This is a genomic window from Alteromonas sp. ISO5 (assembly GCF_058105165.1).
Map to the genome: position 1 here is coordinate 3,978,873 of NZ_CM176572.1, position 24,808 is coordinate 4,003,680.

A 24,808-nucleotide genomic window follows, 5' to 3' on the forward strand; every position below is an offset into this window, starting at 1 on the left:
CAGTATCTACCGGCATGCTGTATAAAATACTGGCTGGCTTAATGGTGATAGTGGTGCTTACCCTTACCGGGTGTGGCAGTTCTGGCACCGACTCAGGATCTAATGATTTATTGGTGTGTGATGCGCCTTTGGTGCCCGACGAAGCAGGCATGATGTGCGTGGAAAAACCGCCTATTGATTGTGATCCACCCACCGTACCTAACGAAGACAACAGTGCCTGTGTGGTCGGCGCTGATCCAACACTGGATGACCCGGTGTATTTCCCTTCTGCCAATCAGGCCGTTTTGTATTACAACCGGGCTGGCGTTGGTGCCACTAATGACCCGGGAGACAGTGCTTATGATGGCTGGAAACTGCATACCTGGAATAATGATGCCTGTGATGCTTATGCCGATGGTGATACCGACTGGGCAAATGGTCGGGCGATTTCCGGTATCGACCCTAATTTCGGGGCTTACTGGATACTGGAGCTGAAACCTGGCGTAGCTGGTACACCGGGCGCCTGCCATAACTTTATTATTCATAAAGGTACCGACGATGCGGGCAAAGAAATGGGCGGAGGCGACTTCCAGGCGCCTCTTGATCAGGATGATGATACGTTCACGCGGATGAATTTCACGCTGTCCGGTGTGTCTACAGTATTTGAATTTCCTTTGCTGTCGCTGGGCCCGCAACCGGTAAAAATTGAGGGGGCGGCGGCACACTGGCTCGATACCCAGGTTGTATTGTGGGATGCGCCGGATGGCGTTGAAACGGTTAAACTGCATTATTCTGCGGCGGCGGATTTAGCCACCACGGTAGAAAACGGTCTCAACGGCACAGCCATTGAACTCAGCGCAACCAGCCTCACCGAAGAGCAGGTTGCCATTGCGCCACATCTGGCTTCGTTGTCAGCTTTTGAAGGGCAGTGGAGTAGTGACGAGGCCAAAGCGGTACTTAAAACCCAGGTGGTTGTGGGTGGCTATGCCAGTGATGGTACCTTGCTGGCAGCAACAGGTTTACAGCATGCAAACGTGCTCGACCAGCTATATACCCGGGGTGAAAATGACGCTGATGAAGCCATGCTGGGAGGTGTCTACGCCGGTGAAAGTATAACGGCATCAGTGTGGGCACCCACGGCAACTGAGGTGAACTTACTGGTCTTCAATGATGATAAAACCTTAGCTAACCGTTATCCAATGACCCTGGATGACGCGTTAGGCGTATGGTCCTATGCCGGAGACGCATCGCTGGATCGCAAACTTTACCGTTACGAAGTCACTGTGTTTTATCCATCACTGGGCGAAATTACCACGCTGGAAGTGACCGATCCGTATTCGGTGTCATTATCAACCAACGGGCGTTTTTCACGCTTTGTGAATTTAACTGATGAATCGCTGAAACCGGACGGTTGGGATACCCATTGGATCCCTGAGATTGCTCATCCGGAGGATGCGGTGATTTACGAAGGACATGTGCGCGATTTCAGTATTCGCGATATGTCTACCAGTGAAGCCAACCGTGGTAAATACCTGGCCTTTACTGAACAGGGTAGCGATCCGGTTAATCATTTACAGACACTGGTAGATGCGGGATTAACACACTTTCACATTTTGCCCAGTAATGATATTGCCACCATCGATGAAGATCCGGCCAATACCGTGGACATCTACGATACGGTGGGTCAGCTGTGCGTCAAGAAGCCGGATGCTAAGGTGTGTAATGAAGAAGACCCCAGCAGTATTTTGCTTGATGTCTACAACAGTTACGACCCGCTTTCGCAGGCGGGCAGTGCTCAGGCGCTGACCCAGGATTTGCGCAGTGTGGATAGCTTTAACTGGGGGTACGACCCGCACCACTTCAATGCGCCGGAAGGCAGCTATGCGTCCAGTGCTGAAGGTGTTGAGCGGATCATTGAAATGCGTGCAATGGTGCAGGCGCTACACGAAACAGGCCTGCGGGTTGCCCTTGATGTGGTGTATAACCACACCAATGCATCGGGTATTTTTACCAAATCGGTGCTCGATAAAGTCGTGCCCGGTTATTACCATCGTTATGAGACGGATAGCGGCGCGATTGTGCGTGAAACCTGCTGTGAGGATACCGAGCCGCGTAATGTCATGATGGAAAAACTCATGCTGGATTCCCTGTCCATGTGGGCTAGTGAATACAAGTTTGATGCTTTCCGCTTTGACATTATGAGTCAGTCAACCAAAGACAGCATGGTGCGCTTACGTAATGCCATTCAGGCGATTGATCCTGACAGCTACTTTTACGGTGAGGGTTGGAATAAGATTGACCGTGGCTACGAGCAGGCCAACCAACTGAATATGGCCGGTACGGAAATCGGTACTTACAATGACCGTCTGCGTGATGCCATTCGCTATGGTCACATTTTTAACCCGGACAGTGAATCTGCACTGTATGAGCAGGATCGGGTCAAAATGGGGATGGCTGGTACACTCGCTGATTTTGTCTTAAATACTTCCGGTGGTCGTGCAACCACAGCATCAGCTCTGGGAGGCTATGCCAAAGACCCGGCCGATATTATCAATTATGTGTCTAAGCATGATAATGAAACCTTGTGGGACCAACTTAACTATGTGTTACCTGAGTCGTTAACCCTCCACGAAAGAGTGCGGGCGCAAAATGCTGCTATGGGGATCACCTTGTTATCCCAGGGTATTCCATTTCTACAAATGGGCGGTGATATGTTGCGCTCAAAATCCATGGACCGCGACAGCTATGACTCTGGTGACTGGTTTAATTATGTTGATTTTACCATGCAAACCAATAACTGGAACGTGGGGTTACCACTAGCCGAGAAAAACGAGGCCCGTTGGTCAGAAATGGGACAATTTGTGTCATCACCTGAACGGGCCGCGAGCATGACGGAAATAGAACTGGCGGCAGAAGTGTTTAAGGAATTCCTGACCATTCGCCAGACCAGTCCGTTATTCCGCCTCACAACCGCTGACGACATTATGCACCGTGTAGGGTTTCATAATCTGGGTACCCGTCAGCAGGTTGGCCTGATCGCCATGAGCATTGACGATGGCTATAACAGCGAGGCAGAAAACCAGCTTACCGATATCGATGCCAATTACGATGCGGTGATGGTAGTGGTCAATAGCGGCTATGAAGAAAAGAGCCTGAGCGTGAATACCGCTGCCGGCTTTATGCTGCACCCGGTCCAGCAAAGCTCTTACGATACGACTGTAAGAGGGGCCTATTTTACTGAAGATGAATCTGGTAACGGTAGTTTCACTGTACCGGCGCTGACCATTGCGGTATTTGTTAAACCTCAGGCCGGGGTCCAGGGGTATGGTCTGGCGAGTTATGCCACAGCCGGTGCTCCGGATGTAGTGCCATATGGGGATACGCCAGTCTATCTGCGCGGTAGTATGAACGGTTGGGGCACAAACGGTGAGTTCAGTTATCAGGGCAACGGTATCTATACCGCTACCGCCCAGTTAACCGCAGGTAACCAGTATGAGTTTAAGTTTGCTTCCGAAGATTGGGCAACGGTTAACTTTGGTGCTGCCAATGCCTCTGAAGCGACCGTTGTTGAGGGCGAACCGGTGGCGCTGGGAACCACCAACAATAACCTGTTCTTTACTCCGGTTACCAATGCAACCTATCTGTTTACGGTAGATGCCAGCGATCCGCAGGCACCGGTATTAACGGTCGAAAATGAAGAACCTTATGCGGGAACCGAGGTTTATCTGCGGGGAGGCTTTAACGGCTGGGGAACAGACACACCATTGCTGTATCAGGGCGGTCGTCAGTATCAGGTGAGTATATCACTCACCGCCGGCAGCTACGAGTTTAAGGTCGCCTCAGAAGATTGGAGTAGCGTTAATCTTGGAGCGTTATCAGGGGCAGATGCCGATAAGCAGGTTGTGTTAGATGAGCCGACGTATCTGGCAGCAACCAACGACAACCTGGTACTGACCATTGAACAAGACGGTGACTATGTGTTTGTCCTCGATGCCAACGATAAGGCTGAACCTGTACTCAAAGTCTTCAATGAGCAATTCTTTGGTAACACCCTTGTGTATCTGCGCGGTGGCATGAATGGGTGGGGTACTGATGATCAGCTTATCTATCAGGGGGCTGGCGTCTATGCCGTTGATATTACCTTAGGCGGTGGCGCTACTGAGTTTAAGGTGGCCTCAGAAGACTGGGCGACTGTGAATTTGGGCAATCCGGACGATGCCCTGACCAATACCATCGAAGAGGGTGTTGGTAAAGTTCTGGGTACAAGTAACAACAATCTGATGATTGAACTGGCTGCCGGAACCTACGAGTTCAGGGTAACCGGACCGGATGTTTCCCAACCCATCCTGACGGTTATTGCGAAATAACCCTGACTTGTTGTACCGTAACAGCGCGCCTGGTTTCCGGCGCGCTTTTTTTTGGGGAAATGAAAATGCGTAGGTTTGCACGTTTACTGTTAGTTGGCTGGTGTTTGATAGTGGTTGTGCCGTCTTATGCGAATGAGCCTCAGATGGATCTGGCGCCTGCTTATACCTGGCTGGAACTGCTCGATAGCGGCCGTTATTACCAGACCTGGCAATATGCCGGTCAGGCTTTTAAGCAACGGATAGATGCGTCCCGGTGGAACCAGGTCCTCATGGGCACCCGCAGCAAATTGGGCAAGTTACAGAATCGCAGCCTTACCGGTTATGGCAAACGCCAGCAATTCAGTGGTCTGCCCGACGGTGAATATTGGGTGCTGAAGTTTGCCAGTGAGTTCGAAAAGTCCAGTTCATTCAGCGAAATACTGGTCCTTACCGAAGAGCAAGGCAAGCTAAGGGTCGTCGCCTACTTTATTCAGTAGGCGAGTTAATCTCAAAATCCACTTTAACCGCTAAATGATCGGAGTAGTGGCGATAGGCCTTATCCGTTAACCGATCACTATGGGTTACCGTCAGTTCAGGACTGGCCCATAACCGGTCAAGTTTGAAAAGGGGCAGATGGCTCGGGAAGCTTCTCCCCGTTCGTAGCTGGCAATAAGTGTGATCAAGACGTTTGAACAACCGGGTGTTTAGCCACCACTCATTCATATCACCACCCAGACATACCGGGATCTGGTAACGTTCGCTAACAGACAGCATGATCTCGTGTAATCGTCTGGCCTGATACGCCCGCTCTTTCTTTTTGAGTCCCAGGTGGGCGTTCAGCAGATTTAGTGGCTGTTTGTTCAGTGTTACTACAACGTGTTGCAGGGTGCGTGGTTCGCGGCCCGTCACACTGATATCAAATTGCTGGCGGTGCAAAACCGGGTGGCGGGTGAGAATGGCATTGCCATACCAGCCATGTTGGGTAGTCACCGTTGGCGCGGGTATCAGCATGTACTTACCGTCGGCACTAATCGCACTGATGTCATCATTAACGTCCCGCTCTGCCGACCGGGTATCCATTTCCTGTAGCAACACAAAATCGGCATCCTGCTCATCCAAAAAGCGGCCGATACGGGCATAATCCTGAATCCCATCCCGGCCAACACCACTGTGTAGATTATAGCTAATTAAGCGATACATTCTTCAGATTCTTCTTTTGCCTCATCTTTTTTAGCCTGATACATTTTGGCCGCTTTTTGCGAGCCAATAATCATAGCCAGCCAGAACACCAGACCAACGACCAGATAGGTAACAGTCTCTGCTGACGGGTTTCTGAAAATTTGCATGATAGAGTCACCCACCAGACCTTTGGCCACCATTTGTGGAGCCATGCCTAAAAAGGTACCTATTAAAAACTGCACCAGGGTTATGGATGAAATACCGGCCACCAGATTTACCAGGCTGAAGGGCGCCACTGGCAGCATACGAATAGCCGCAACGCCAATGATACCGCTTCTTTTCAGCTTCTCATCAACCGCCTCAACTTTAGGGCCGCCCAGTTTGCGCAGCCCGGCATTGCCTAGCAGTTTACCCAACAGGAACGTGGTACCCGCACTGAGCAGTGCCCCCATAATGCCGTAGATCGGGCCCCATATCGGGCCAAAGATTGCAGCCACCGCCAGCGATAGCACAGTAACCGGGAAGAACAACAAACCACCCACCAGATACACCAGTAACACGGTCGGTAAAGCAAAATAAGTGCCGCGGCTTTCTTCGAGGAAAGCCTGAATACGGTCGCCATCGAGCCAGGGCACTGTGTTACTGATAAGGATTAGCGCACCGGCTATTAAGGCCACAATGATGACCCCGAGGCTAATCATAATGGTTCGGCGGCGAGGATTGGTAATGGCACTGAATTTACCATGGAAATCCGGTATTGCCGGGCCGAGCGGCTCTTCCGGGTCGGAAATACTGCGAAATACATTGGTTTCCGACGCAGTAGTAAATTCACTGTCATCAATCTCTGTTAGCACATAGCCGTGGGCTAACTGACCTTCCATAATGGCCGTTACCGGTGAATTACTGTCGATCAGAGCCTGCATTTGGTCGGTTTCCCGGCCGGTATGTTCAGCCAGCAGGTCGTTGCGGACAAATTCGATACAGCGTTGGTTTTCTTCCGTACTGCCATGAAAAACCAAATCGACCTCTGTATCCAGTGTCATTGAACGATTGCTCAGGTTCGAAGAACCAATTACCAGATACTGGTTATCAATGGTCATCACCTTTGAGTGCACCCGCTTGTAAGCCATACGACCTTGTTGATCGCGGATAGACGAGTACGTCATCATCACCCGGTCGTCATCAATGTCTTTCTCAATAATATTTTTGAAGGTAATGCGACTGGCCCAGTAGGCCTCAGATTCAAACAGTCCTTTGGGATCATAGGAGCTAACGATGATTACATGAAGATCAGGACATTCTTTCATGCGCTTGTTAATGGCATAAGCAATCTCTTCACGGGTGGCAAACTGGTTTTCAATATAGATAAACTTCTCTGCCTGGCCGATGAGGTTAATCAGCATGTGGCGCACCTCCTGCACCAGCTCAGTATCTTCCATTTCCGGAATGGTCCGTGCGATCGCACAGTCGGCATTAGTAAAACAGGGCTTCACCCCCTCAGGCCAGCATCTTGGTAAGCCGTCTGTGTCGCTGTCAGGAAAGGGAATGGACTCGATAGGGGTTTCGGCAATGCGATTCCAGCGCCAGTGCGCCAGTTCGGCAAAATGTCTTACCAACGGACCGCTGGACACGATTTGAACGTCGTGAAACGGGCCATATTCCCCGTCCGGGCCGTTTCTGCCGGGCTCATCAATTTTATGTTCACGGGTATCCCAGCGGTGCAATGCCACGTCCATACCGCCGGAAAACACCACTTCATTATCGACAATAACGATTTTCTGGTGTTGAGAGCCGCCCATTGGAATGGAGTCATCGAGGATAGCCTGCACATTCTCCGGCGTTTTATCCTGCCATACTTCAAGCGCCCACATTTCGCGCTGATCAAAGAATGCAAAAGAAGAGTCCCAACGTAACAGGTAGACTTTGAGGTCGGGATTCTGCTCTGCTTTCCACCTGATCAGGTCGCCAATCCGTGAAGGGGCTTCTGACTGTTCTTCTTCCTCACCATGGAGCAGACGTATGCGGCTGTCGATATCCCAGCCGACAATAATAAGCTGCTTTTCTGCTTTACAAATACTTGAATGCAAGGCCCGGTAGTAGTTCGCACAGTCGATGAGTGGGCTGGAATAGCAGGCCTGTGTTTGCTGCCAGCAATTTTTGCCCTCTTCGAAAATAGTTTGCTTAGTCATATTAAGCCCCTGATTACCCTTATCCTTGATAAATCAATGTCGCTGAAATTTTGTCAGTTACTATCAGGACATGATGATACTTGAGCAATACCGGTTGCAGGATTCATACCGCCTGGCTATTCCGTCTATTGTTTGTAAGTGTCAGATAAATATATCTTTATTAAGATTGAGGCTGAGGGTGGTACTGATTTTATTCGACCAACAGGCAAAAATTTCCTGACTGTCTGTAGGAATTGCCCGACCTCATCTTAACGCTATCACAGCGTTATTGGCTTGTAATGGTTGTTGTGATTTTGCCTGAGACGACTAAAATGCTCCCTTCTTCAGAGAGGAGGTTCAGCGTGTATCGTGCCGTTTCCATTGGGTTACAAAACCCGAAATCTGCTACCAATGTTGCCAGTATTTTACGCGCTGCGGGGTGCTTTGGCGTTAGTAGTGTGTTTTATACCGGCCAGCGTTTTCGTCATGCCAAGGAATTTAATGCTGATACTAAAGCCTACCACCGGGTGATCCCTACTGTAGGAGTTGACCACCTTGAAACGGTTATCCCATCGGGCGCCACTGTGGTAGGGGTTGAACTGGTGGAGGGTGCAACACCCTTGCCCGAATTCGTTCATCCGGATAATGCGTTTTACCTGTTTGGTCCTGAAGACGGCAGTATGGAGCATTCGTTAGTCGCAAGGTGTGATCATGTGGTGTATATCCCGACCTTTAATAGTCTCAACCTGGCTGCCACGGTTAATGTGTTGCTGTATGACAGAATGGCTAAAAGTGATTACGATAACTCGGTAGAGCTTATTCGTAACAGTCGCGATACCAATAATCGTTTGCGCCTGGATTAGTTGGTTTCCGGTAACGCAAGGGTAGCGGCCAGTAATCCATCAACACGGTCTACAGACAAAGGCCGGTAAAAGTGATAACCCTGAAAATTGTCACACCCATGGGTTGCCAGAAACTCAAACTGGGCCTGAGTCTCTACGCCTTCAGCAATCGTACGCAGCCCAAGTGTTGAGGCAAGCTCAATGATGGTAGAGCAAATTTTAGCATCCTCCTTCTGACTGGCACACTCGAGCACAAACGATCGGTCGATTTTGAGTACATCCACTGGCAGTTTTTTTAGATAGTTGAGCGAAGAATAGCCGGTACCAAAATCATCAATGGAGATGGCGATTTCCATTTCTTGCAACACTTGCAAGACCTGAATACAGCGCTCAATATCGGTAAGAAACACGCTTTCGGTTACTTCAAACTCAATCCAGGCGCCTGGAATAGAATACTCCTCCATGCATTGGTTAAGAAAGGGGAGAAATGTGTCAGACAGCAGATGAATTCCCGATAGGTTAATCGAAACCCGTGGCGTCAGGGGATAGGTGCTATGCCAGCTTGCCAATTGCTTAAAAACCAGACGCAGGATCAGTTCTTCCAGCGCGATAATTTGTCCCGATTCTTCGGCAACCGGAATAAATTCTGCCGGAGAAGTAAAGTTGCCGGAGCTGAGTTCGAGTCGAACCAGTGCTTCAAGACCAATCAGTTCGCGGTTTTTATTTAGTTTAGGCTGATAGAACATGACAAACTGCCGGGCAGACTGGATAGCCTGGCGTAATGTCTGTTCAAAGTTAAATTGATCTGATGCATCGCGGGCCATGGTGAGTTCAAAGATTTTAAAGTTATCCCGGCCGGCCTGTTTGGCATTATACATCGCAATATCCGCTTGCTGGATCAGCGTCATGGGCTGGCAATTGGCATCATTGGAAATACTAATACCAATACTGGTCGGAATTTTTAGATCCCGGCCACCTAAGTGTACCGCTTCACGCATCACCTGGAGTATTTTGGTGGCGCTGTTAACCACAGAGGTTTCATCGTGACTGCCAGTCATCATGATAACAAATTCGTCACCACCCCAACGACAGATAGTATCCTTTTCGCGGGTCACGTTGATTAAGCGGGCAGCGACTTCGGTGAGCAGCTCATCACCGGCTTTATGTCCCAGCGTGTCATTAATTTTTTTAAAGCGGTCCAGGTCGAGAAAAAAAACGGCGACTGAATCTGTGTCCTGATGAATATTACGCAGTGCAATTTGCAAGGCATCGAGGAAATAGGTGCGATTAAATAATCCGGTCAGCGGGTCACTGTAAGCCAGTTCCCGCAGTTTTTCCTGTAATCGACGCTGGCGCGTCACATCACGAATATGGAGAGTAAATTCATTGCTGACAGTGCTGCCAAAAGTGGTGCCGGTGATGGTGATCTCGGCAGGAAATGTATCGCTGGTGGAACGGCGCAGAGTCAGGGTATTACGGCGGTTAATCAGCAGACCACTGGACGTCACGAACTTACTTTGCAGGCTCTCTGTAACAGAAGGGCGATCCTTTTCCAGGATAAACAGCTCTATAAAGTTGCGGTTGATAACTTTAGCCTGTAAGCATCCAAATGTCCGCTCTGCGGCCGGATTAAACTCGATAATATTACCGTCAAGATTAATCGTAACAATGCTATCCATCGAAGAGTTGAGGATCGCGCTTTTGCGCTTTTCACTGCTTTTAAAATCGCTTAACAGGGAATCCCGTTGTGTCATTTCATGCTGAACGCGTTCAATAACGCGGTTGTACTGGCGGGCAATTTGACCCACCTCGGTGAACGGTTCCTCAGGCACCCGCTGGTTAAAGTTTGCCTGTTGCTCCTGGATGTGCATTGAATTGAGCAGGTCGAGTAGTTCAGTAGTGGCATTGTGCTCGGTCACGTTCATTCCGAGGTATTCCTGCTCAGCACTAACCCGCAGCGGAATTAACCGGTTAATTAAATTCAACGCCAGCCAGGCAAGGGTAAAACTAAACAGGCCAACTACCGTTATACCGAACAGCTGACTACCTAACTGTCCCCAGAAAGCGTTAGAAAAGAGGCTGATGGACTGATGAAAAAACGCCACTGCCAGCGTTCCCCAGATACCGGCAAACAGGTGTGCAGGGACAACACCCAGGGCATCATCGAGACGCATTTTTAACATCAGGCGCTCGCCCCCGTACATCACCAACCCGGCGATAATACCAATCAATGCCGCTGATGCCGGTATCACAACATTAGCGCTTGCGGTGATTGCTACGAGTCCGGCTATCACGCCGTTAAGCATTATGCTGACATCCAGAAACCGGTGCCGAAAAACAAACAGGGCACTGGCACTGAGCCCGCCAAAAGCCGCTGCCAGGCAGGTATTCACCAGAATAACCGGTACCTGCTCATTGAGGGTGAGGGTGCTGCCACCATTAAAGCCAAACCAGCCAAGCCAGATTAGCAAGGTACCCAGGACCGACAGGGGCAGGTTACTACCTGCTGGAAATGTGTGCTTATCATCGAAGCGTCCGGCTCGTGCTCCAAGCACGATGATGGCAGCAAGACTGACCCAGCCACCTACCGAATGCACTACGGTTGAGCCGGCAAAATCAACGAAGCCCAGGCTTTCAAGCCAACCCAGGTTGTGTGCTGAGTACAACGAGCTCCACGCCCAATGACCGACGAAGGGGTAAATAAGTGTGCACAACACTATGGTAATGATCAGATAACCACGGTAGGACATTCGTTCGGCCACAGCTCCGGATACCAGAGTGGCTGCTGTGCCACAAAACATCATCTGGAATAAAAAGAAACTGTACTGCCAGGGAGAGTGGTTTGCACCAAAAAGGAACTCAGATGTTCCGAAATAACCCAGGTTGGACTGACCAAACATGATGGCAAAGCCAAATATCCAGAATAATATGGACGAGACGATAAAGTCAGAGAGGTTCTTCGCCGCCACATTAATACTGTTTTTGCTACGTACTTTGCCCGTTTCCAAACATAAAAAGCCCGCTTGCATACAAAAAACTAAAATCGCAGCGAATAATAACCAGCCTGTATTCAAAATATCTTCCTTTAAAGCAGCTCGTATCAGGCAAATCTGCTTTACCAACTACAGCATTAAAATTTAAAATTAATCATCAGTTAAGCAATATTCGTACCTGTAAAAATCGGTCTGCCCTCAGGCATTAACCCTGTGAATACGTATGCACAAAGTTGGCGTTCCAGCCAACTCCCGTTAGTATTTAAATCATTGTTAACAGGCTGTTAGGCAGCGTAATAAAGCGCAAATGTGACAAAGTGTAACAGCCAGATTCTGCATCCTTTTTCCAATGATGAGACTTTTATCATTGTTATCGCCGGTACGCCGTTGCTAGCTGGGGTACTGGCGATGTTTTTAATTTCAGGATTCGGTGTCAGTACCACAGGATAATGGCTTTTATGAAATTCACTATGCCCGCAGCGTCAGTGCTGCTTGCTCTATCACTGGCTGGCTGCAGCACGACTGAGAAAGTGGTGCAGGAAGAAATCTATGGTACGAAAGAGCCATTTGCTGGCCAAGCCATATACTTTGTTCTGACCGACCGGTTCGTGGACGGCGATCCCACCAACAACCATGAACAACAAGGCGGTGAAAACCCAACCTGGGAATTGCGCCTCAACGGCCCTGACGGCAAGTTTGCCAATGTCGGCTATATGGGCGGCGATTTACAGGGCGTGTTAAATAATGCCGATTACATTGCCGACATGGGCTTTACCGCTGTTTGGTTATCTCCGATACTGGATAATCCGGATGAAGCTTTCACCGGTGATGAGCAAATCACCTATGGCGGACAATTTAAAGACGGCGGTAAAACCGGGTATCACGGTTATTGGGCAACCAATTTCTATAAGCCCGACGAACATCTGGTCAGTGATTCATTAAGCTATTCTGAGTTTACCAGTGCCATGCGTAGCCAGGGTTTTAAAACCGTATTTGATATTGTTGCTAATCATGGTACGCCCAGTTGGACAATGCCGGTTGATCAGCCCGGATACGGTGAATTATACAATGCTGAAGGCGAGCTGGTAGCCGACCACATGAATCTGGCCCCTCAGGCGCTGTCGCCGGAAACGGAGCCACTGCATGCTTTTTTTCATCCTTACCCGGATCTGGTAAAGCTATCCAATCTCAATGAGCATAACCCGGCAGTGCAGGATTACCTGATCAACAGCTATTTGTATTGGATAGAGCAGGGTGCTGACGCGTTCCGAATCGATACCATCCGCCATGTTTCTCATAGCTTCTGGCGCACTATGGCAGAGCGGATCCGCGCTGAGCATCCGGGTTTTTATATGTTTGGCGAGAGCTTTCAGTACGACGCGAATTTTATTGCTCAGCATACTCAACCCAAAAATGGCGGCATTGCGGTGCTGGATTTCCCGCTGCAAAAAGCCATGGTCAGTGTGTTTGAAAATGCCGATAGCAGTTTTGCCGATTTAGCTGAACATCTTTACCTTACCCACGGCCCATATCATAACCCTTATGAGCTCACGACCTTCTATGATAATCATGATATGGCGCGAATGAATGCCAGTGATGAGGGGTTTATCGACGCTCATAACTGGCTGTTTACAGCCCGCGGTATCCCGGTTGTTTATCAGGGGTCTGAATTTGCTTTTATGCGCGGTACCGCGGAGCACGCTGGTAACCGTAACTTCATTGGACAAGCTTTATTAAACGAACAGCGCGATAACCCTATTCGTCAGGCCTTAACCGCCATTGCTCAGGTGCGCAAAACCACGCCGGCCTTGCAGCGGGGCCTGCAATATACTCTGGATATGAACGATCATCAGGCCATGTTCTACCGGGTGCTGGTGGAAAATGGTAATACGCAGGTTGCCCTGGTCATGCTTAATAAAGGTGATTCGCCGGCAACCATGACCGCTGCTGAATTTGTTGAAAACGGTCAGTGGCAGGAGCAACTGACCGGTAATGTAGCAGAAACACAAAATGGCACACTTACCAGTACGGTTCCGGCCCATTCAGTCAGGGTGTTTACACGCAATCAGCCGATCAGCAACGCGGCATTTACTCAGGCTTTACTTAACCAGATGGCCCGTCAGTAATGGCAAGGTGGACGGTTTTATTTAATGTCGCAACCGCAGGACTGACGAACCACCAGATTAGTCGGCAATAGATGGTCATCCGTTAGCTGGCCATCTATCGCCAGCAACAGGTTTTCCACTAGTTTGTCGCCAGCCTGGGCAGTGTTTTGTTGTACGGTGGTCAGTCCGGGGCTGGTAAACGCTGCTAACTGAATATTGTCAAAACCAACTACTGCAACGTCCTCAGGCACCCGAATCCCTGCCTCTTTTAGGTGCTGAAGTACACCCACAGCTATAATATCTGCTGCACATACAATGGCATCGGGCAGTGCAGAAGTACTTTTCAGCAGATGTTTAGCCGCCTCAATGCCGGCCTCCTCAGAAGAGATAGCATCATATTGTTGATGACTGTGTTGTTCTTCATCAAGAGCACTGAGAAAACCATCAAAACGACTCTGAAACTCAGGCGCTTTGTCACCGATATCGCCGATAAAAGCGAACGTCTGGTAGTTATGGGAAAGTAAATGCCGGGTAATGGACTGTCCGCCACTAAAGTTATCACAACCAATCGAGATCCCGGGCCATTGCTCTACGGGCGCACCCCAACGCATAACATGGGTATTATGCTGATGTAACTGATTGAGTTTACCGGCATAGGAGCGGTAGTCACCGTAACCAAGCAGGATCAGTCCGTCGGCTTTATGCGAGTCTTCGTATTCTGCCTGCCAGTTATTCTCCAGGTTCTGAAACGACACCAGCAGGTCATAACCTTTAGCGGCGCAGGCCTTGGTGATACTGCCTAACATAGCCAGAAAAAACGGGTTAACCAGGGAATCGTCTGAAGTGGGATCCTCAAACAGCAACAGCGCAATGGTACCGCTGCGCTGACGGCGCAAATTACTGGCGTTTTTATCTACCTGATAATTGAGCTCGCGAGCGATTTCCTGCACTTTCTGGCGGGTCGCGATATTGACCAGCGGACTGTCATTCAATGCCCTGGAGACAGTGGATTGCGACACCCCGGCAAGATGAGCAATGTCAAAAGAGGTCGGTTTATGCTTCATGCGCGTTATTATAGTTCATATTATTTAACCGATGGATCCGCGTTGATTAATATCTGTACGATACCCGTTTTATTGCACTGAATTGTAAGTAGTGTTGGTTAGCACCCCTAAGACAGTGATATACTTTTGTTAAACACGAAGTAGTATTAGCATAGCGTTTTTCTGCTGCTTCATCACGTATTTAACTTAACATTATAATAAGAGGGCACCGCGAATGGCCGAGACTGAACACCGTCCGACCAACTTTATCCGTCAAATTATTGATAAAGACCTCGCTAACGGGGTACACACGAGCATCAAAACGCGCTTCCCTCCAGAGCCAAATGGTTTCCTGCATATTGGGCATGCTAAATCCATCTGTCTGAACTTTGGTATTGCCAGAGATTATCAGGGCAGCTGCAATCTGCGTTTTGACGATACCAACCCGGCCAAGGAAGACATTGAATATGTAAATTCCATCCAGCAGGATGTGAAATGGCTCGGTTTTGAATGGGATGGTGAGGCGCGTTACTCTTCTGATTATTTCGATCAGTTGCATGGTTTTGCCGTGGAACTGATCGAAAAAGGCCTGGCCTATGTGGATTTCAGTACCCAGGAAGCGATGCGCGAGATGCGCGGCACACTGACCGAACCAGGTAAAAACAGCCCGTATCGCGACACCAGCATTGAAACGAATCTGCAGGAATTTGCTAAAATGACTGCTGGTGAGTACCCGGAAGGGCATTGTTCGTTGCGGGCTAAAATTGACATGACGTCGCCATTTATGTGTATGCGCGATCCGGTGATTTACCGGATTAAGTTTGCCCATCATCATCAAACCGGCGAGAAGTGGTGTGTCTATCCGATGTATGATTTTACCCATTGTATATCGGATGCCATTGAAGGGATCACCCATTCTTTATGTACCCTGGAATTTCAGGATAACCGCCGTTTATACGACTGGGTGATCCAAAACATCACCATCGATTGCACACCGCATCAGTATGAGTTTTCCCGTTTAAACCTGGAATACACCGTATTAAGTAAACGCCGCCTTATTCAACTGGTGGAAGAAAAGCATGTGGCAGGCTGGGACGATCCCCGTATGCCAACCATTGCCGGACTGCGTCGTCGAGGTTACACACCAGGTTCTGTGCGCGAGTTTTGTTTGCGTATCGGCGTTACCAAAATGGACAACATGGTTGAAATGAGCATGTTGGAAGCCTGTATACGTGATGACCTTAATGTGAATGCACCTCGTGCTATGGGCGTACTTGAGCCGATTAAACTGATCATTGAAAACTACCCGGAAGGTCAGTCTGAAACCCTGATTGCGCCGAATCATCCTAATGATGAATCCATGGGTACGCGTAACCTAAAATTAGGCCGTGAAGTGTGGATTGAAGCAGAAGATTTCCGCGAATCCGCCAACAAGAAGTTTAAGCGTCTGGTACTGGATAAAGAAGTCCGCTTACGTAATGCCTATGTCGTAAAAGCCAACCGCGTCGAAAAAGACGCAGAGGGTAATGTGACCGCGGTTTACTGTACCTATGATGCTGACACGCTGGGCAAGGATCCGGCAGATGGCCGCAAGGTAAAAGGTGTTATCCATTGGGTAGATGTCGCCAGCGGCGAGGCAGCACAGTTCCGGTTATACGATCGTTTATTCAACGTACCCAACCCGGCAGCGGAAGATGACTTTGTTGATGCTATTAACCCGGACAGCCTGATTGTGAAATCAGGATGGGTAGAGCCTGGTTTGCCTGGCCGTGTACCGGAAGTAGGCAGTTGGCAGTTTGAGCGTACCGGTTATTTCTGTCTGGATAAAGACTCCACGTCTGAGCAACTGGTATTTAACCAGACGGTGGGACTGCGTGACACCTGGGCTAAGATTGGCGATTAAGTCAGTTATGTGCCGGAAATGACTTTTATGTATTAAAAAGCCCCGCTGTACGGGGCTTTTTCGTATTTGTAACCAGTAGTCAAAGTGATTACCGGGTTATTTGGGCTGGCAATCCAGCGACTGACCGTTAACCTCATGGCTGTCGGCACCCATCAGATACAAGTACAGGGGCATAATGTCGGCCGGGGTTTTCAGCGTATCGGCATCTTCGGCAGGGAAAGCTTTAGCCCGCATGGCCGTGCGTGTTGCGCCCGGATTAATACAGTTAAACCGCAGTGGTTTATTTTTGTACTCATCGGCCAATACCTGCATCAGCCCTTCGGTGGCAAATTTGGATACCGAATAGGTGCCCCAGAAAGCCCGCCCTTTGCGACCCACTGAGGAACTGGTAAAGACGACCGAAGCGTCCTCAGCTTTGAGTAACAGAGGAAGCAGTGGCTGAAGCATATACATGGTGCTGTTCAGGTTTACCTGCATGACCTGTTGCCATTCATCCACCGGGATGTGTGCGAAGGGACTCAGGTGGCCTAGCTTGCCCGCATTAAATAACACGCCATCCAGCACGCCAAACTGATCGCTGATGGTGTTAGCCATATCCTGATAGTGTTTTGGGGTTGCGCCATTTAAATCCAGCGGTATAATCGCCGGCTCCGGAAAACCGGCTGCTACAATCTCATCGTAAACCGCTTCCAGTTTGCTAACCGTTTTACCCAACAGAATGCTGGTAGCCCCATGGGTAGCATAGCTGATAGCAGCTTGTCGGCCGATGCCGTCACCGGCCCCGGTAATAAGAATAGTTTTACCACGAAGTAAGTGGTCCGGTGCGATGTAGTCGTTCATAAATCAAGTTTCCTGCTAAACTTTCTCATCATACCCAGCAATTAGGGTGCAAAAGTGCTGTGATGATACAAATATCCTGTTTTATGTAAACCGATTCTTTTACGTAGTTGAAATAATTGACTACGATAGATGAATAAATTGACGTTTTTACAGTTAATTACAAGAATGGGTTACAAAAAGTTAACAATATTTTGCAAAATCATCGTAAAGAAAATAATATGTGTTTAGTAACTGGTCGTACTTGTTCGATATTTGCCCAGCGATCAAGGTATTTAGCCTTCACAAAAAAGCTGTCGGTCTTATCATGAGCCAGAATAACAAAAATCCGTTTTGTAGGGAGATATAATGAAAAAACTAATCCTTAGCACCAGTGTGGCCTTGGCACTGGGGTTAGCCGGTTGCGGTGGCGGTGAGTCCATTGACGACATTAATAATGAAACCCAAGTCGAGACGCCATTTTCTCGTATAGTATTTGATCCGGCCAACGGCGAGTTGAATATTCCAAACGATTTATTAATGTTACCTGGTGATGATGGTTTCTTTGATTACACACTGAACATTCCGGTAGCTGATCCTACTGACTTTGGCGATCCGCAAAATGCCCTGAATATCCTCGATGGCTGGTCTATTCAGCATCCATTTGTAATTGATGTGCAAACAGCTTCTGGCGTGGCACTTGATGCCTCTACATTGTCTGCCGGCATTCATTTGTTCGAAGCGACGCTGGGGCTGGATCAGAGCGATCCGGACTGTGCGGCAGCGGCCATCCCTTCATCAGGCTGTAAGCTGGGCGATCAGCTTACCTATGGCGTTGATTACGTATTGTCACTGGTTGATGATAACACCGTAAGCGTTGTACCCCTTAAGCCACTTAAACCCGCGTCTGGTTATATGCTGGTAATGACCACCGATCTGAAAGACACTTCCGGTAAGGCTGTGCAGGGGTCTACCACGTGGGATCTGGTGCGCCAGGATATCAACACTGAACCACTGGCTACCGAAGACCAACTGACTTTACAAACGCTGGTAAACTCGTATATCACGCCATTACTGGGTGCGGGTTATGAGCGCGAAGACATCACTTATGTGTCTGCGTTCACTACCCAGTCAACAGTCAATGTGATGGGCACGGTTAAACAACTGCTGGTTGCTGATCTGGTACAAATTCTGACTACGGGTCAGGGCAATCCGGCAACCGCGCTACCAGTTATTCAGGTGCAGGATGCGGCTGGTGCGGATAATGCCATGGAGGCTCTGGGTTTAATCAACAGTGCTACCCTTGATGGTGCCCTCGCGCTGGCTAAAGAAGGGCAGTCCGCGCAAATTCAGGCCGCTATCGATGCTACAGATTTCAGCCTGCTGCAAACCTGTGATGGTATTTTTGGTACCTTATCCGGCCAACTCAGTGCTTACTGGGGTGGCATGGAAACCGTCGCCGCGGGTATTTCTCAGTCTTTTGCTGCCGAAGCTGGCCCATTCTGTGCAGCTCAGCGCTACACCGGTTCTGTTTCGCTGCCGTACTACCTGCCGGTACCGTCAATGACGAATCCACTCGCACCGGTTAATGACTTCTGGCATGCTGCCTGTGACAGCGGTATTGTTCTGGCCGGTGCGCCGGCTGAAGTATTAGCCATGGCTGAGCCGGGTCCAAACTACGAAATGTGTACTCAGGTGGGGTTATCTGACCTGCGGGTGAACGGCGAAATGATTGATGATGCGCGTAACGTTACCCGTTACAGCCCCATCCCACAAACCACCATTGCGGCAAATCCACTGGAAGTGCAGGTAACCATTCCTGATCCGGCCATTGCCACTGCGCTGGGAGCCCCAATCAGCAAACCTGATGCCGGTTGGCCAGTGGCGATGCTGGTGCATGGCATTACCGGTACGAAGGAGCAAATGCTGGCGATCAGCGGTACTTTGTCGCTGCACGGTATTGCCACCATTGCTATTGATTTACCCTTGCACGGTAGTCGCGGATTTGATGTCGACGGTGACGGTGCTGATGACATTAGCGCAACCTACGTTTCACCTACTCATTTCATGAATCTCGCTTCACTGCCTACTGCCCGCGATAATGTGCGTCAGGGCATGGCTGACCTGTTGGGCTTACGCCTTGCTTTAAATGCGGTGGCTGATATGACGGCGACGCAGTCCATAGATTTGGATGTTTCAAACGTGTCTGTGATGGGCGTTTCGTTAGGTGCCATTACCGGTGCTAACTTTGCTGCTATGGCAAACAGTACACTGGGTAATGCTACCCTTGACGGCATGTTTGCCATTAATGCTGCCTCGCTTGAGTCACCGGCTAGCGGTATTGCTACCTTCCTGATGGAGTCACCGGATTTCGGCCCGCTGATCAAAGCCCTGTTATTAACTGAATCTTCGGAAGACTTTGTTGCTTACGTCGGACAGGTGTATGGAGAAAACGCAACAGAAGCCCAGCTACGTCAGGCCTATACCGACTTCGTTGCCTTGCTGGACGACAGTGCCAAAGCAGAAGTAGAGGCGTTGTTTGCCCAGTTTAACTTTGCTGCGCAAACTATACTGGACGCAGGCGACCCAACAGCTTATGCCGGTATGCTGGGTGCTACTACGCCAGTGCACTTTATGTCGGTAGTGGGTGATGGCGGTGAGAATCTGCCTGATCAGGTAAACCCTGTGGTCACATCTCTACCGTTGGCTGGTCAGCATCCAATGGCTGCTATGATTGGTCTTGAGCAGGTTACCTCAACTATTTCTTCACAGACAGGTACGGTAAGCGGCCAGGTGCGCTTTAACAGTGGTGCTCATGCATCAAGTTTAAGCCCGGCTGCCGATCCTGCGGTAACCCGCGAGATGCAATTAGAAGTGGGTGGTTTTATTCAGTCTAAAGCGCAGGTATTACCCATCACTAATACCGATGTCGTGGCGAACTAACGCCTCCTCACTATCATCAATCCAATAAAGCCAGCTAAGCTGGCTTTATTTTTGTCTGGCGGGTGAGCTACTGAGCCTGAGTCGGCTTTGTGTATCGTCAGCGAAGACGATCACTGGTATGATTCAGCTTGAAAAAATCAGACAAACAATAACACAAGAGGCATTTGTGGAATTCTTATACGAATACGGACTATTTTTAGCTAAGGCAGTGACGTTAGTTGCCGCAATTGTGATTGTTCTGGCCTTGGCAGCTGGTGCTGCGGCAAAACAAAAACAAGGCAAAGGGCAACTTGAAATTCATTCAGTGAGTGAGCAGTTAAAAGATATCACGCACTATGCTCAACAGGTGACGCTGGACAAAGCCAGCCTGAAGAAACTGGCCAAAGAGCAAAAGAAAAAGCAGAAAGAGAATAAAGAACCGGCAGATGACAATGGGAAGCTCTTTGTTATCGACTTTAAGGGCTCGATGGATGCTCACGAGGTAGAAAAACTGCGCGAAGAAGTCACTGCAGTGTTGTGTATTGCAACAGAAAAAGACGAAGTGCTGGTTAAAGTCGAAAGTGGCGGCGGTGTGGTGCATGGTTACGGATTGGCTGCAGCGCAGCTACAGCGTATTCGTGACAAAGGATTAAAGCTTACCGTTGCCGTTGATAAAGTCGCTGCCAGTGGCGGTTATATGATGGCTTGTGTGGCTGATCACCTGGTTGCCAGCCAGTTTGCCATCATCGGTTCTATCGGTGTATTGGCTCAACTGCCTAACTTCCACAAGTTACTGAAGAAAAATGACATTGATTACGAGCAGCACACCGCCGGAGAATACAAACGTACTCTCACGGTATTTGGTGAAAATACCGATGAAGGCCGGGAAAAATTCCGCGAAGAGCTTGAAGCCGTGCATGTGATGTTTAAAGACTGGGTAAGTACCAACCGTAAAGACCTGGACATTGCTAAAGTAGCCACAGGTGAATACTGGTACGGCAGTCAGGCACTAGAGTTAGGCCTGATAGACGGCATCAGTACCTCCGATGATTACATCATGAATGTTTACCCGGAGCGGGATATTTTTGCCGTTAAATTTATGCAGAAGAAAAACGTTGCCGAGAAGCTGGGTATGTCTTTTGCTCAGGGAGCTGAAAGGGCGGCAATGCGAATGGTCAGTCAACTTCCACAATGGTTTAAAAAGTCGTAAATGAGTAAACAAACCAAAACGCGAATTATTGAAGCGGCCGAATACCTGTTTGCACTGCAGGGCTACGGGCAAACTTCGATGCGTGAAATTACCGCCCGGGCGGACGTTAATCTGGCATCGGTGAATTACCACTTTGGCAGTAAAAAAAATCTGATCCAGGCAGTACTCAAACGTTACTTTGATGTCATGATGCCGCAAATTGATGAGGCGTTGGCGAAATTGGTTCCCAGCGTTGGTCGCAAAGGGGTGGATCAGGTGTTGCAAAACCTCAAGGGCCCATTGCTCAATCTCAATGCAGTGCAGCCTAACGGCACCGAAATGTTTGTGCAGTTACTGGGTAAAGGATATACCGAGTCTCAAGGCCATTTGCGCCGTTTTATCATGGGTAGCTACGGCGACACAGTACAAACTATTCTGGCTATGCTGCGTACGGCATTACCAGCGATACCGGCCGATGAGTTATTCTGGCGCTTACACTTTGCCATCGGCAGTTTTGTGTTTTCCATGGCATCTAGCCAGGCGCTTAAGGACATTGCCAAGGCAGATTACCAGCAAGACATTGATATTGCAGACGTGATTGAACAATTGTTTCCATTCGTTGCCCAGGGGATCAGTGGTGACGGCTATCAAAACGAGGGATAAATAGTGCTGACGACTCAACTTGTTGATTATCTGAATCAGGAATTGCAGGTCGCGACCATCAGGGATTACTGTCCCAACGGCTTACAAATCGAAGGTTGTGCGGATATCCAACACATAGTGACCGGGGTGACCGCCTCGCAGCAACTCATCGATGCGGCTATTGAGGCCGGTGCCGATGCCTTGCTGGTCCATCACGGCTATTTCTGGAAGGGCGAGAGCGAAGTCCTGGTAGGCATGAAAAAACGCCGTATTGCCAGTTTACTGGCGCATAACATTAACCTGCTGGCTTATCATTTACCCATTGATATGCACCATCAGTGGGGCAATAACGCGCAACTTGGTGCCTTGTTTGAACTTGGGAATGTTGCACCTTTAGAAGCGATAAGCCCAACAGGCATCGTATACCAGGGCGAGACATCAACGACCCTGAATGAACTGGCTTTATTAATCGAGCAAAAGCTAGACAGACCCCTGGTGGTGTGTGAAGGCGAAGCAAATAAACCGGTTAACAAGGTCGCCTGGTGCACCGGCGGTGGACAAAGCTTTATTGAACAGGTCGCAACGGCCGGCTGCGATGTGTTTATTACCGGTGAGGTGTCGGAACAGACCATTCATATCGCCCGTGAAATGGGCATCGCCTTTATTGCTGCCGGACACCACGCCACCGAACGCTATGGCGTCAAAGCGGTGGGCGAGCACCTGGCTGGCGAATTTGGTCTGAAGGTGACCTTCATCGATATTGATAATCCTGCCTGAGACGATCCCGTTGAAAGATCAATCCTTTAATGGCCTCGCGGAAAAGTTTAACCGTAATATTTACGGCACCACCAAGGGCCGTTTACGCCATCAGTTGCTCTGTGATGTGTTAAACGAAGTGCTCGCTGATGAGCCTGCTCAGAATATTATTGAACTGGGTGGGGGAACAGGTGTGATGTCAGCTTTCCTTGCGGGACTTGGTCATCAGCTGACACTGACCGATATATCTGAAGATATTTTAACCCTTGCCCGTCAGCAACTGGCTCCCGGCATCACCGTCCGGCAAGCCGACTTATTTGCCATTGACGATCTTAGCGAGTTTGATGTGGTGGTCTGTCATGCCGTGTTGGAGTGGCTGGCCAGGCCCTTTGAAGCGCTTAGCGTGCTGGCGCGACGGATGCGACCGGGTGCGCGCCTCAGTCTGACATTTTTCAACCGTGATGCGGCGCTGTTCAGTAATGCCGTGTATGGTAATTTTGATTACATTGCCCGCGGTATGAAAGTAAAGAATCAGGTGCGGTTAAATCCTCAACAACCGCTGGTGCCCAGAACGGTGATAGAAAAAGTGCAACAACTTGGCTTTATAGTGCACTCTATGCGGGGTATCCGTTGTTTCCATGATTACCTTCGTGACCGCGACATGGCCGATTCCAAATATGACGAACTCCTGGCTACTGAACGTGAATATGGCCACCAGGAGCCTTATTTATGGCTGGGTAAGTATTTTCATTTGTGGCTGGAAAAACGCCCGGTTTAATCCGGTAATACCACAAACCGGCTGTTGTCGGCCGTGCCATTATCAAGTGCCAGAATATTCTGTAGCGTGACTTCGGCAATCTGATCGAGGGCTTCAGCGGTAAAAAAGCCCTGATGGCCGGTAATCAACACATTGTGAAAGGTCTGCAAACGTTCAAACACATCGTCCTGAATAATTTCGCTGGAGTGATCGCGGAAAAACAGCTCTGATTCCATTTCGTATACGTCCAGGCCTAGATAGCCAATTTTGTGTTTTTTCAACGCTTCAATCACTGCGTGGGTGTCGATCAGCCCGCCCCGGGAGGTGTTAATAAGCATTACACCATCGCGCATGCTGGCCAGCGACTCAGCATTGACAAGATGATGGCTCTGTTCATTGAGGGGACAATGCAGGCTGATAATATGGCATTCCTTAAACAAGGTATCGAGGCTGGTGTATTTGACTCCCTGCTGAATAAGCGCTTCATCAGGGTAGGGGTCGTAACAATAAATCTCACAACCGAAACCACTCAGTAAGCGTGCCAGTGCAGCGCCAATATGGCCGGTCCCTACAATACCTACGTTTTTATTGCATAGGGTAAAGCCCAGCAGGCCGTTGAGGTTAAAATTGCCTTCTCTGACCCGGTTGTAGGCTTTATGGGTTTTGCGGTTTAGGGTCATGATCAACGCCAGCGCATGTTCGGCTACGGCCTCGGGTGAGTAAGCGGGCACCCGTGAAACAGCCAGACCGAGTGCTTCGGCGGCAGCCGTATCCACGTTATTGTAGCCGGCACACCGTAGCGCGATATGCTTTACGCCCTGATCGCTCAATTGCTGCAAAATCGTGTTATCAAGACAATCGTTAACAAATGCACACAGCACATCGAAATCCTGGCTCAGCGAAACGGTTTTAGACCCCAGTGAGGTTTCAAAGCTGGTCAGGTCAATATGTTGATATAGCGGATGCTGTTTAAATGATTGAATGTCGTACTGTTGAGCACTGAACATGGCAACGCGTGGTGGAGGAGTCATTTGCAATCCTGTTGTCTTTCCCTGTTACGCTAATACTATTAGGATGCGTTATACAGTCAAGTTAAGCTTGCTTCAAAAAATGGTCACCGTGTTACACTTGGCAGCGCAACATTTTCACCTTTATTCGGGTACTAAGG

17 protein-coding genes are annotated in these 24,808 nt (G+C 49.3%); 11 read left to right on the top strand and 6 right to left on the bottom strand.

All coding sequences use genetic code 11. The features are described from left to right. The first annotated feature begins 14 nt into the window (after positions 1 to 14). Together AC2T0J_RS17845 and AC2T0J_RS17850 are read left to right on the top strand one after the other, a co-directional pair. The gene (locus AC2T0J_RS17845; protein WP_489810363.1) at positions 15 to 4,346 is read left to right on the top strand and encodes an alpha-1,6-glucosidase domain-containing protein; all 4,332 of its coding nucleotides are present in this window, start codon (positions 15 to 17) and stop codon (positions 4,344 to 4,346) included. A 65-nt stretch (positions 4,347 to 4,411) separates the two neighbouring features. Beyond that, complete coding sequence (locus AC2T0J_RS17850) at positions 4,412 to 4,822, top strand: DUF4019 domain-containing protein (RefSeq protein WP_489807110.1); 411 nt, start codon at positions 4,412 to 4,414, stop codon at positions 4,820 to 4,822. On the opposite strand, the gene AC2T0J_RS17855 is transcribed toward AC2T0J_RS17850, so the two are convergent. Beyond that, positions 4,812 to 5,525, bottom strand: coding sequence for an endonuclease/exonuclease/phosphatase family protein (locus tag AC2T0J_RS17855; protein ID WP_489807111.1), 714 nt, complete (start codon positions 5,523 to 5,525; stop codon positions 4,812 to 4,814). The two genes, AC2T0J_RS17850 and AC2T0J_RS17855, sit on opposite strands and share 11 nt — an antisense overlap. Then, the gene (locus AC2T0J_RS17860; protein WP_489807112.1) at positions 5,513 to 7,693 is read right to left on the bottom strand and encodes a VTT domain-containing protein; all 2,181 of its coding nucleotides are present in this window, start codon (positions 7,691 to 7,693) and stop codon (positions 5,513 to 5,515) included. Before AC2T0J_RS17860 ends, AC2T0J_RS17855 begins: the two co-directional genes overlap by 13 nt. A 311-nt stretch (positions 7,694 to 8,004) precedes the next feature. On the opposite strand from AC2T0J_RS17860, the gene AC2T0J_RS17865 reads away from it, so the two are divergent. Beyond that, on the top strand, positions 8,005 to 8,535 hold the full coding sequence (locus AC2T0J_RS17865) for an RNA methyltransferase (RefSeq protein WP_489807113.1): 531 nt from the start codon (positions 8,005 to 8,007) through the stop codon (positions 8,533 to 8,535). On the opposite strand, the gene amt is transcribed toward AC2T0J_RS17865, so the two are convergent. Then, positions 8,532 to 11,588, bottom strand: coding sequence for an ammonium transporter (gene amt / locus AC2T0J_RS17870; protein ID WP_489807114.1), 3,057 nt, complete (start codon positions 11,586 to 11,588; stop codon positions 8,532 to 8,534). The genes AC2T0J_RS17865 and amt overlap by 4 nt on opposite strands. A gap of 228 nt (positions 11,589 to 11,816) precedes the next feature. On the opposite strand from amt, the gene AC2T0J_RS17875 reads away from it, so the two are divergent. Together AC2T0J_RS17875 and AC2T0J_RS17880 are read left to right on the top strand one after the other, a co-directional pair. Beyond that, on the top strand, positions 11,817 to 11,957 hold the full coding sequence (locus AC2T0J_RS17875; protein WP_489807115.1) for a hypothetical protein: 141 nt from the start codon (positions 11,817 to 11,819) through the stop codon (positions 11,955 to 11,957). Then, positions 11,957 to 13,633: an alpha-amylase family glycosyl hydrolase gene (locus AC2T0J_RS17880; RefSeq protein ID WP_489807116.1), complete on the top strand. Its 1,677-nt coding sequence runs from the start codon at positions 11,957 to 11,959 to the stop codon at positions 13,631 to 13,633. Before AC2T0J_RS17875 ends, AC2T0J_RS17880 begins: the two co-directional genes overlap by 1 nt. Before the next feature lie 17 nt (positions 13,634 to 13,650). Here AC2T0J_RS17880 and AC2T0J_RS17885 read toward each other — a convergent pair whose 3' ends face one another. After that, positions 13,651 to 14,676 (bottom strand): LacI family DNA-binding transcriptional regulator, encoded by a 1,026-nt coding sequence (locus AC2T0J_RS17885; protein WP_489807117.1) that lies wholly within the window; start codon positions 14,674 to 14,676, stop codon positions 13,651 to 13,653. Positions 14,677 to 14,890: 214 nt separating this feature from the next. Between AC2T0J_RS17885 and glnS the strand changes: the two genes are divergently transcribed. Beyond that, the gene (gene glnS, locus AC2T0J_RS17890; RefSeq protein ID WP_489807118.1) at positions 14,891 to 16,558 is read left to right on the top strand and encodes a glutamine--tRNA ligase; all 1,668 of its coding nucleotides are present in this window, start codon (positions 14,891 to 14,893) and stop codon (positions 16,556 to 16,558) included. 96 nt (positions 16,559 to 16,654) lie between these two features. On the opposite strand, the gene AC2T0J_RS17895 is transcribed toward glnS, so the two are convergent. Further along, positions 16,655 to 17,398, bottom strand: a complete 744-nt coding sequence (locus AC2T0J_RS17895; RefSeq protein WP_489807119.1) for a YciK family oxidoreductase — start codon at positions 17,396 to 17,398, stop codon at positions 16,655 to 16,657. Positions 17,399 to 17,743: 345 nt separating this feature from the next. Between AC2T0J_RS17895 and AC2T0J_RS17900 the strand changes: the two genes are divergently transcribed. From AC2T0J_RS17900 to AC2T0J_RS17920, 5 genes are all read left to right on the top strand, one after another. Continuing rightward, entirely contained in the window at positions 17,744 to 20,317 is a 2,574-nt protein-coding gene (locus AC2T0J_RS17900) for a VolA/Pla-1 family phospholipase (RefSeq protein ID WP_489807120.1), read from the top strand. A gap of 166 nt (positions 20,318 to 20,483) precedes the next feature. After that, positions 20,484 to 21,506 (top strand): protease SohB, encoded by a 1,023-nt coding sequence (gene sohB / locus AC2T0J_RS17905; protein ID WP_489807121.1) that lies wholly within the window; start codon positions 20,484 to 20,486, stop codon positions 21,504 to 21,506. Beyond that, complete coding sequence (locus AC2T0J_RS17910; RefSeq protein ID WP_489807122.1) at positions 21,507 to 22,148, top strand: TetR/AcrR family transcriptional regulator; 642 nt, start codon at positions 21,507 to 21,509, stop codon at positions 22,146 to 22,148. 3 nt (positions 22,149 to 22,151) lie between these two features. Continuing rightward, positions 22,152 to 22,904 carry a Nif3-like dinuclear metal center hexameric protein gene (locus tag AC2T0J_RS17915; protein WP_489807123.1) on the top strand — a complete coding sequence of 251 codons (753 nt, stop codon included), beginning with the start codon at positions 22,152 to 22,154 and terminating at the stop codon, positions 22,902 to 22,904. 10 nt (positions 22,905 to 22,914) lie between these two features. Beyond that, positions 22,915 to 23,661: a methyltransferase gene (locus tag AC2T0J_RS17920; RefSeq protein ID WP_489807124.1), complete on the top strand. Its 747-nt coding sequence runs from the start codon at positions 22,915 to 22,917 to the stop codon at positions 23,659 to 23,661. On the opposite strand, the gene AC2T0J_RS17925 is transcribed toward AC2T0J_RS17920, so the two are convergent. Continuing rightward, a complete protein-coding gene (locus AC2T0J_RS17925; protein ID WP_489807125.1) occupies positions 23,658 to 24,671 on the bottom strand; it encodes a 2-hydroxyacid dehydrogenase in 1,014 nt (337 codons plus the stop codon). The genes AC2T0J_RS17920 and AC2T0J_RS17925 overlap by 4 nt on opposite strands. Between the last annotated feature and the right edge of the window lie 137 nt (positions 24,672 to 24,808).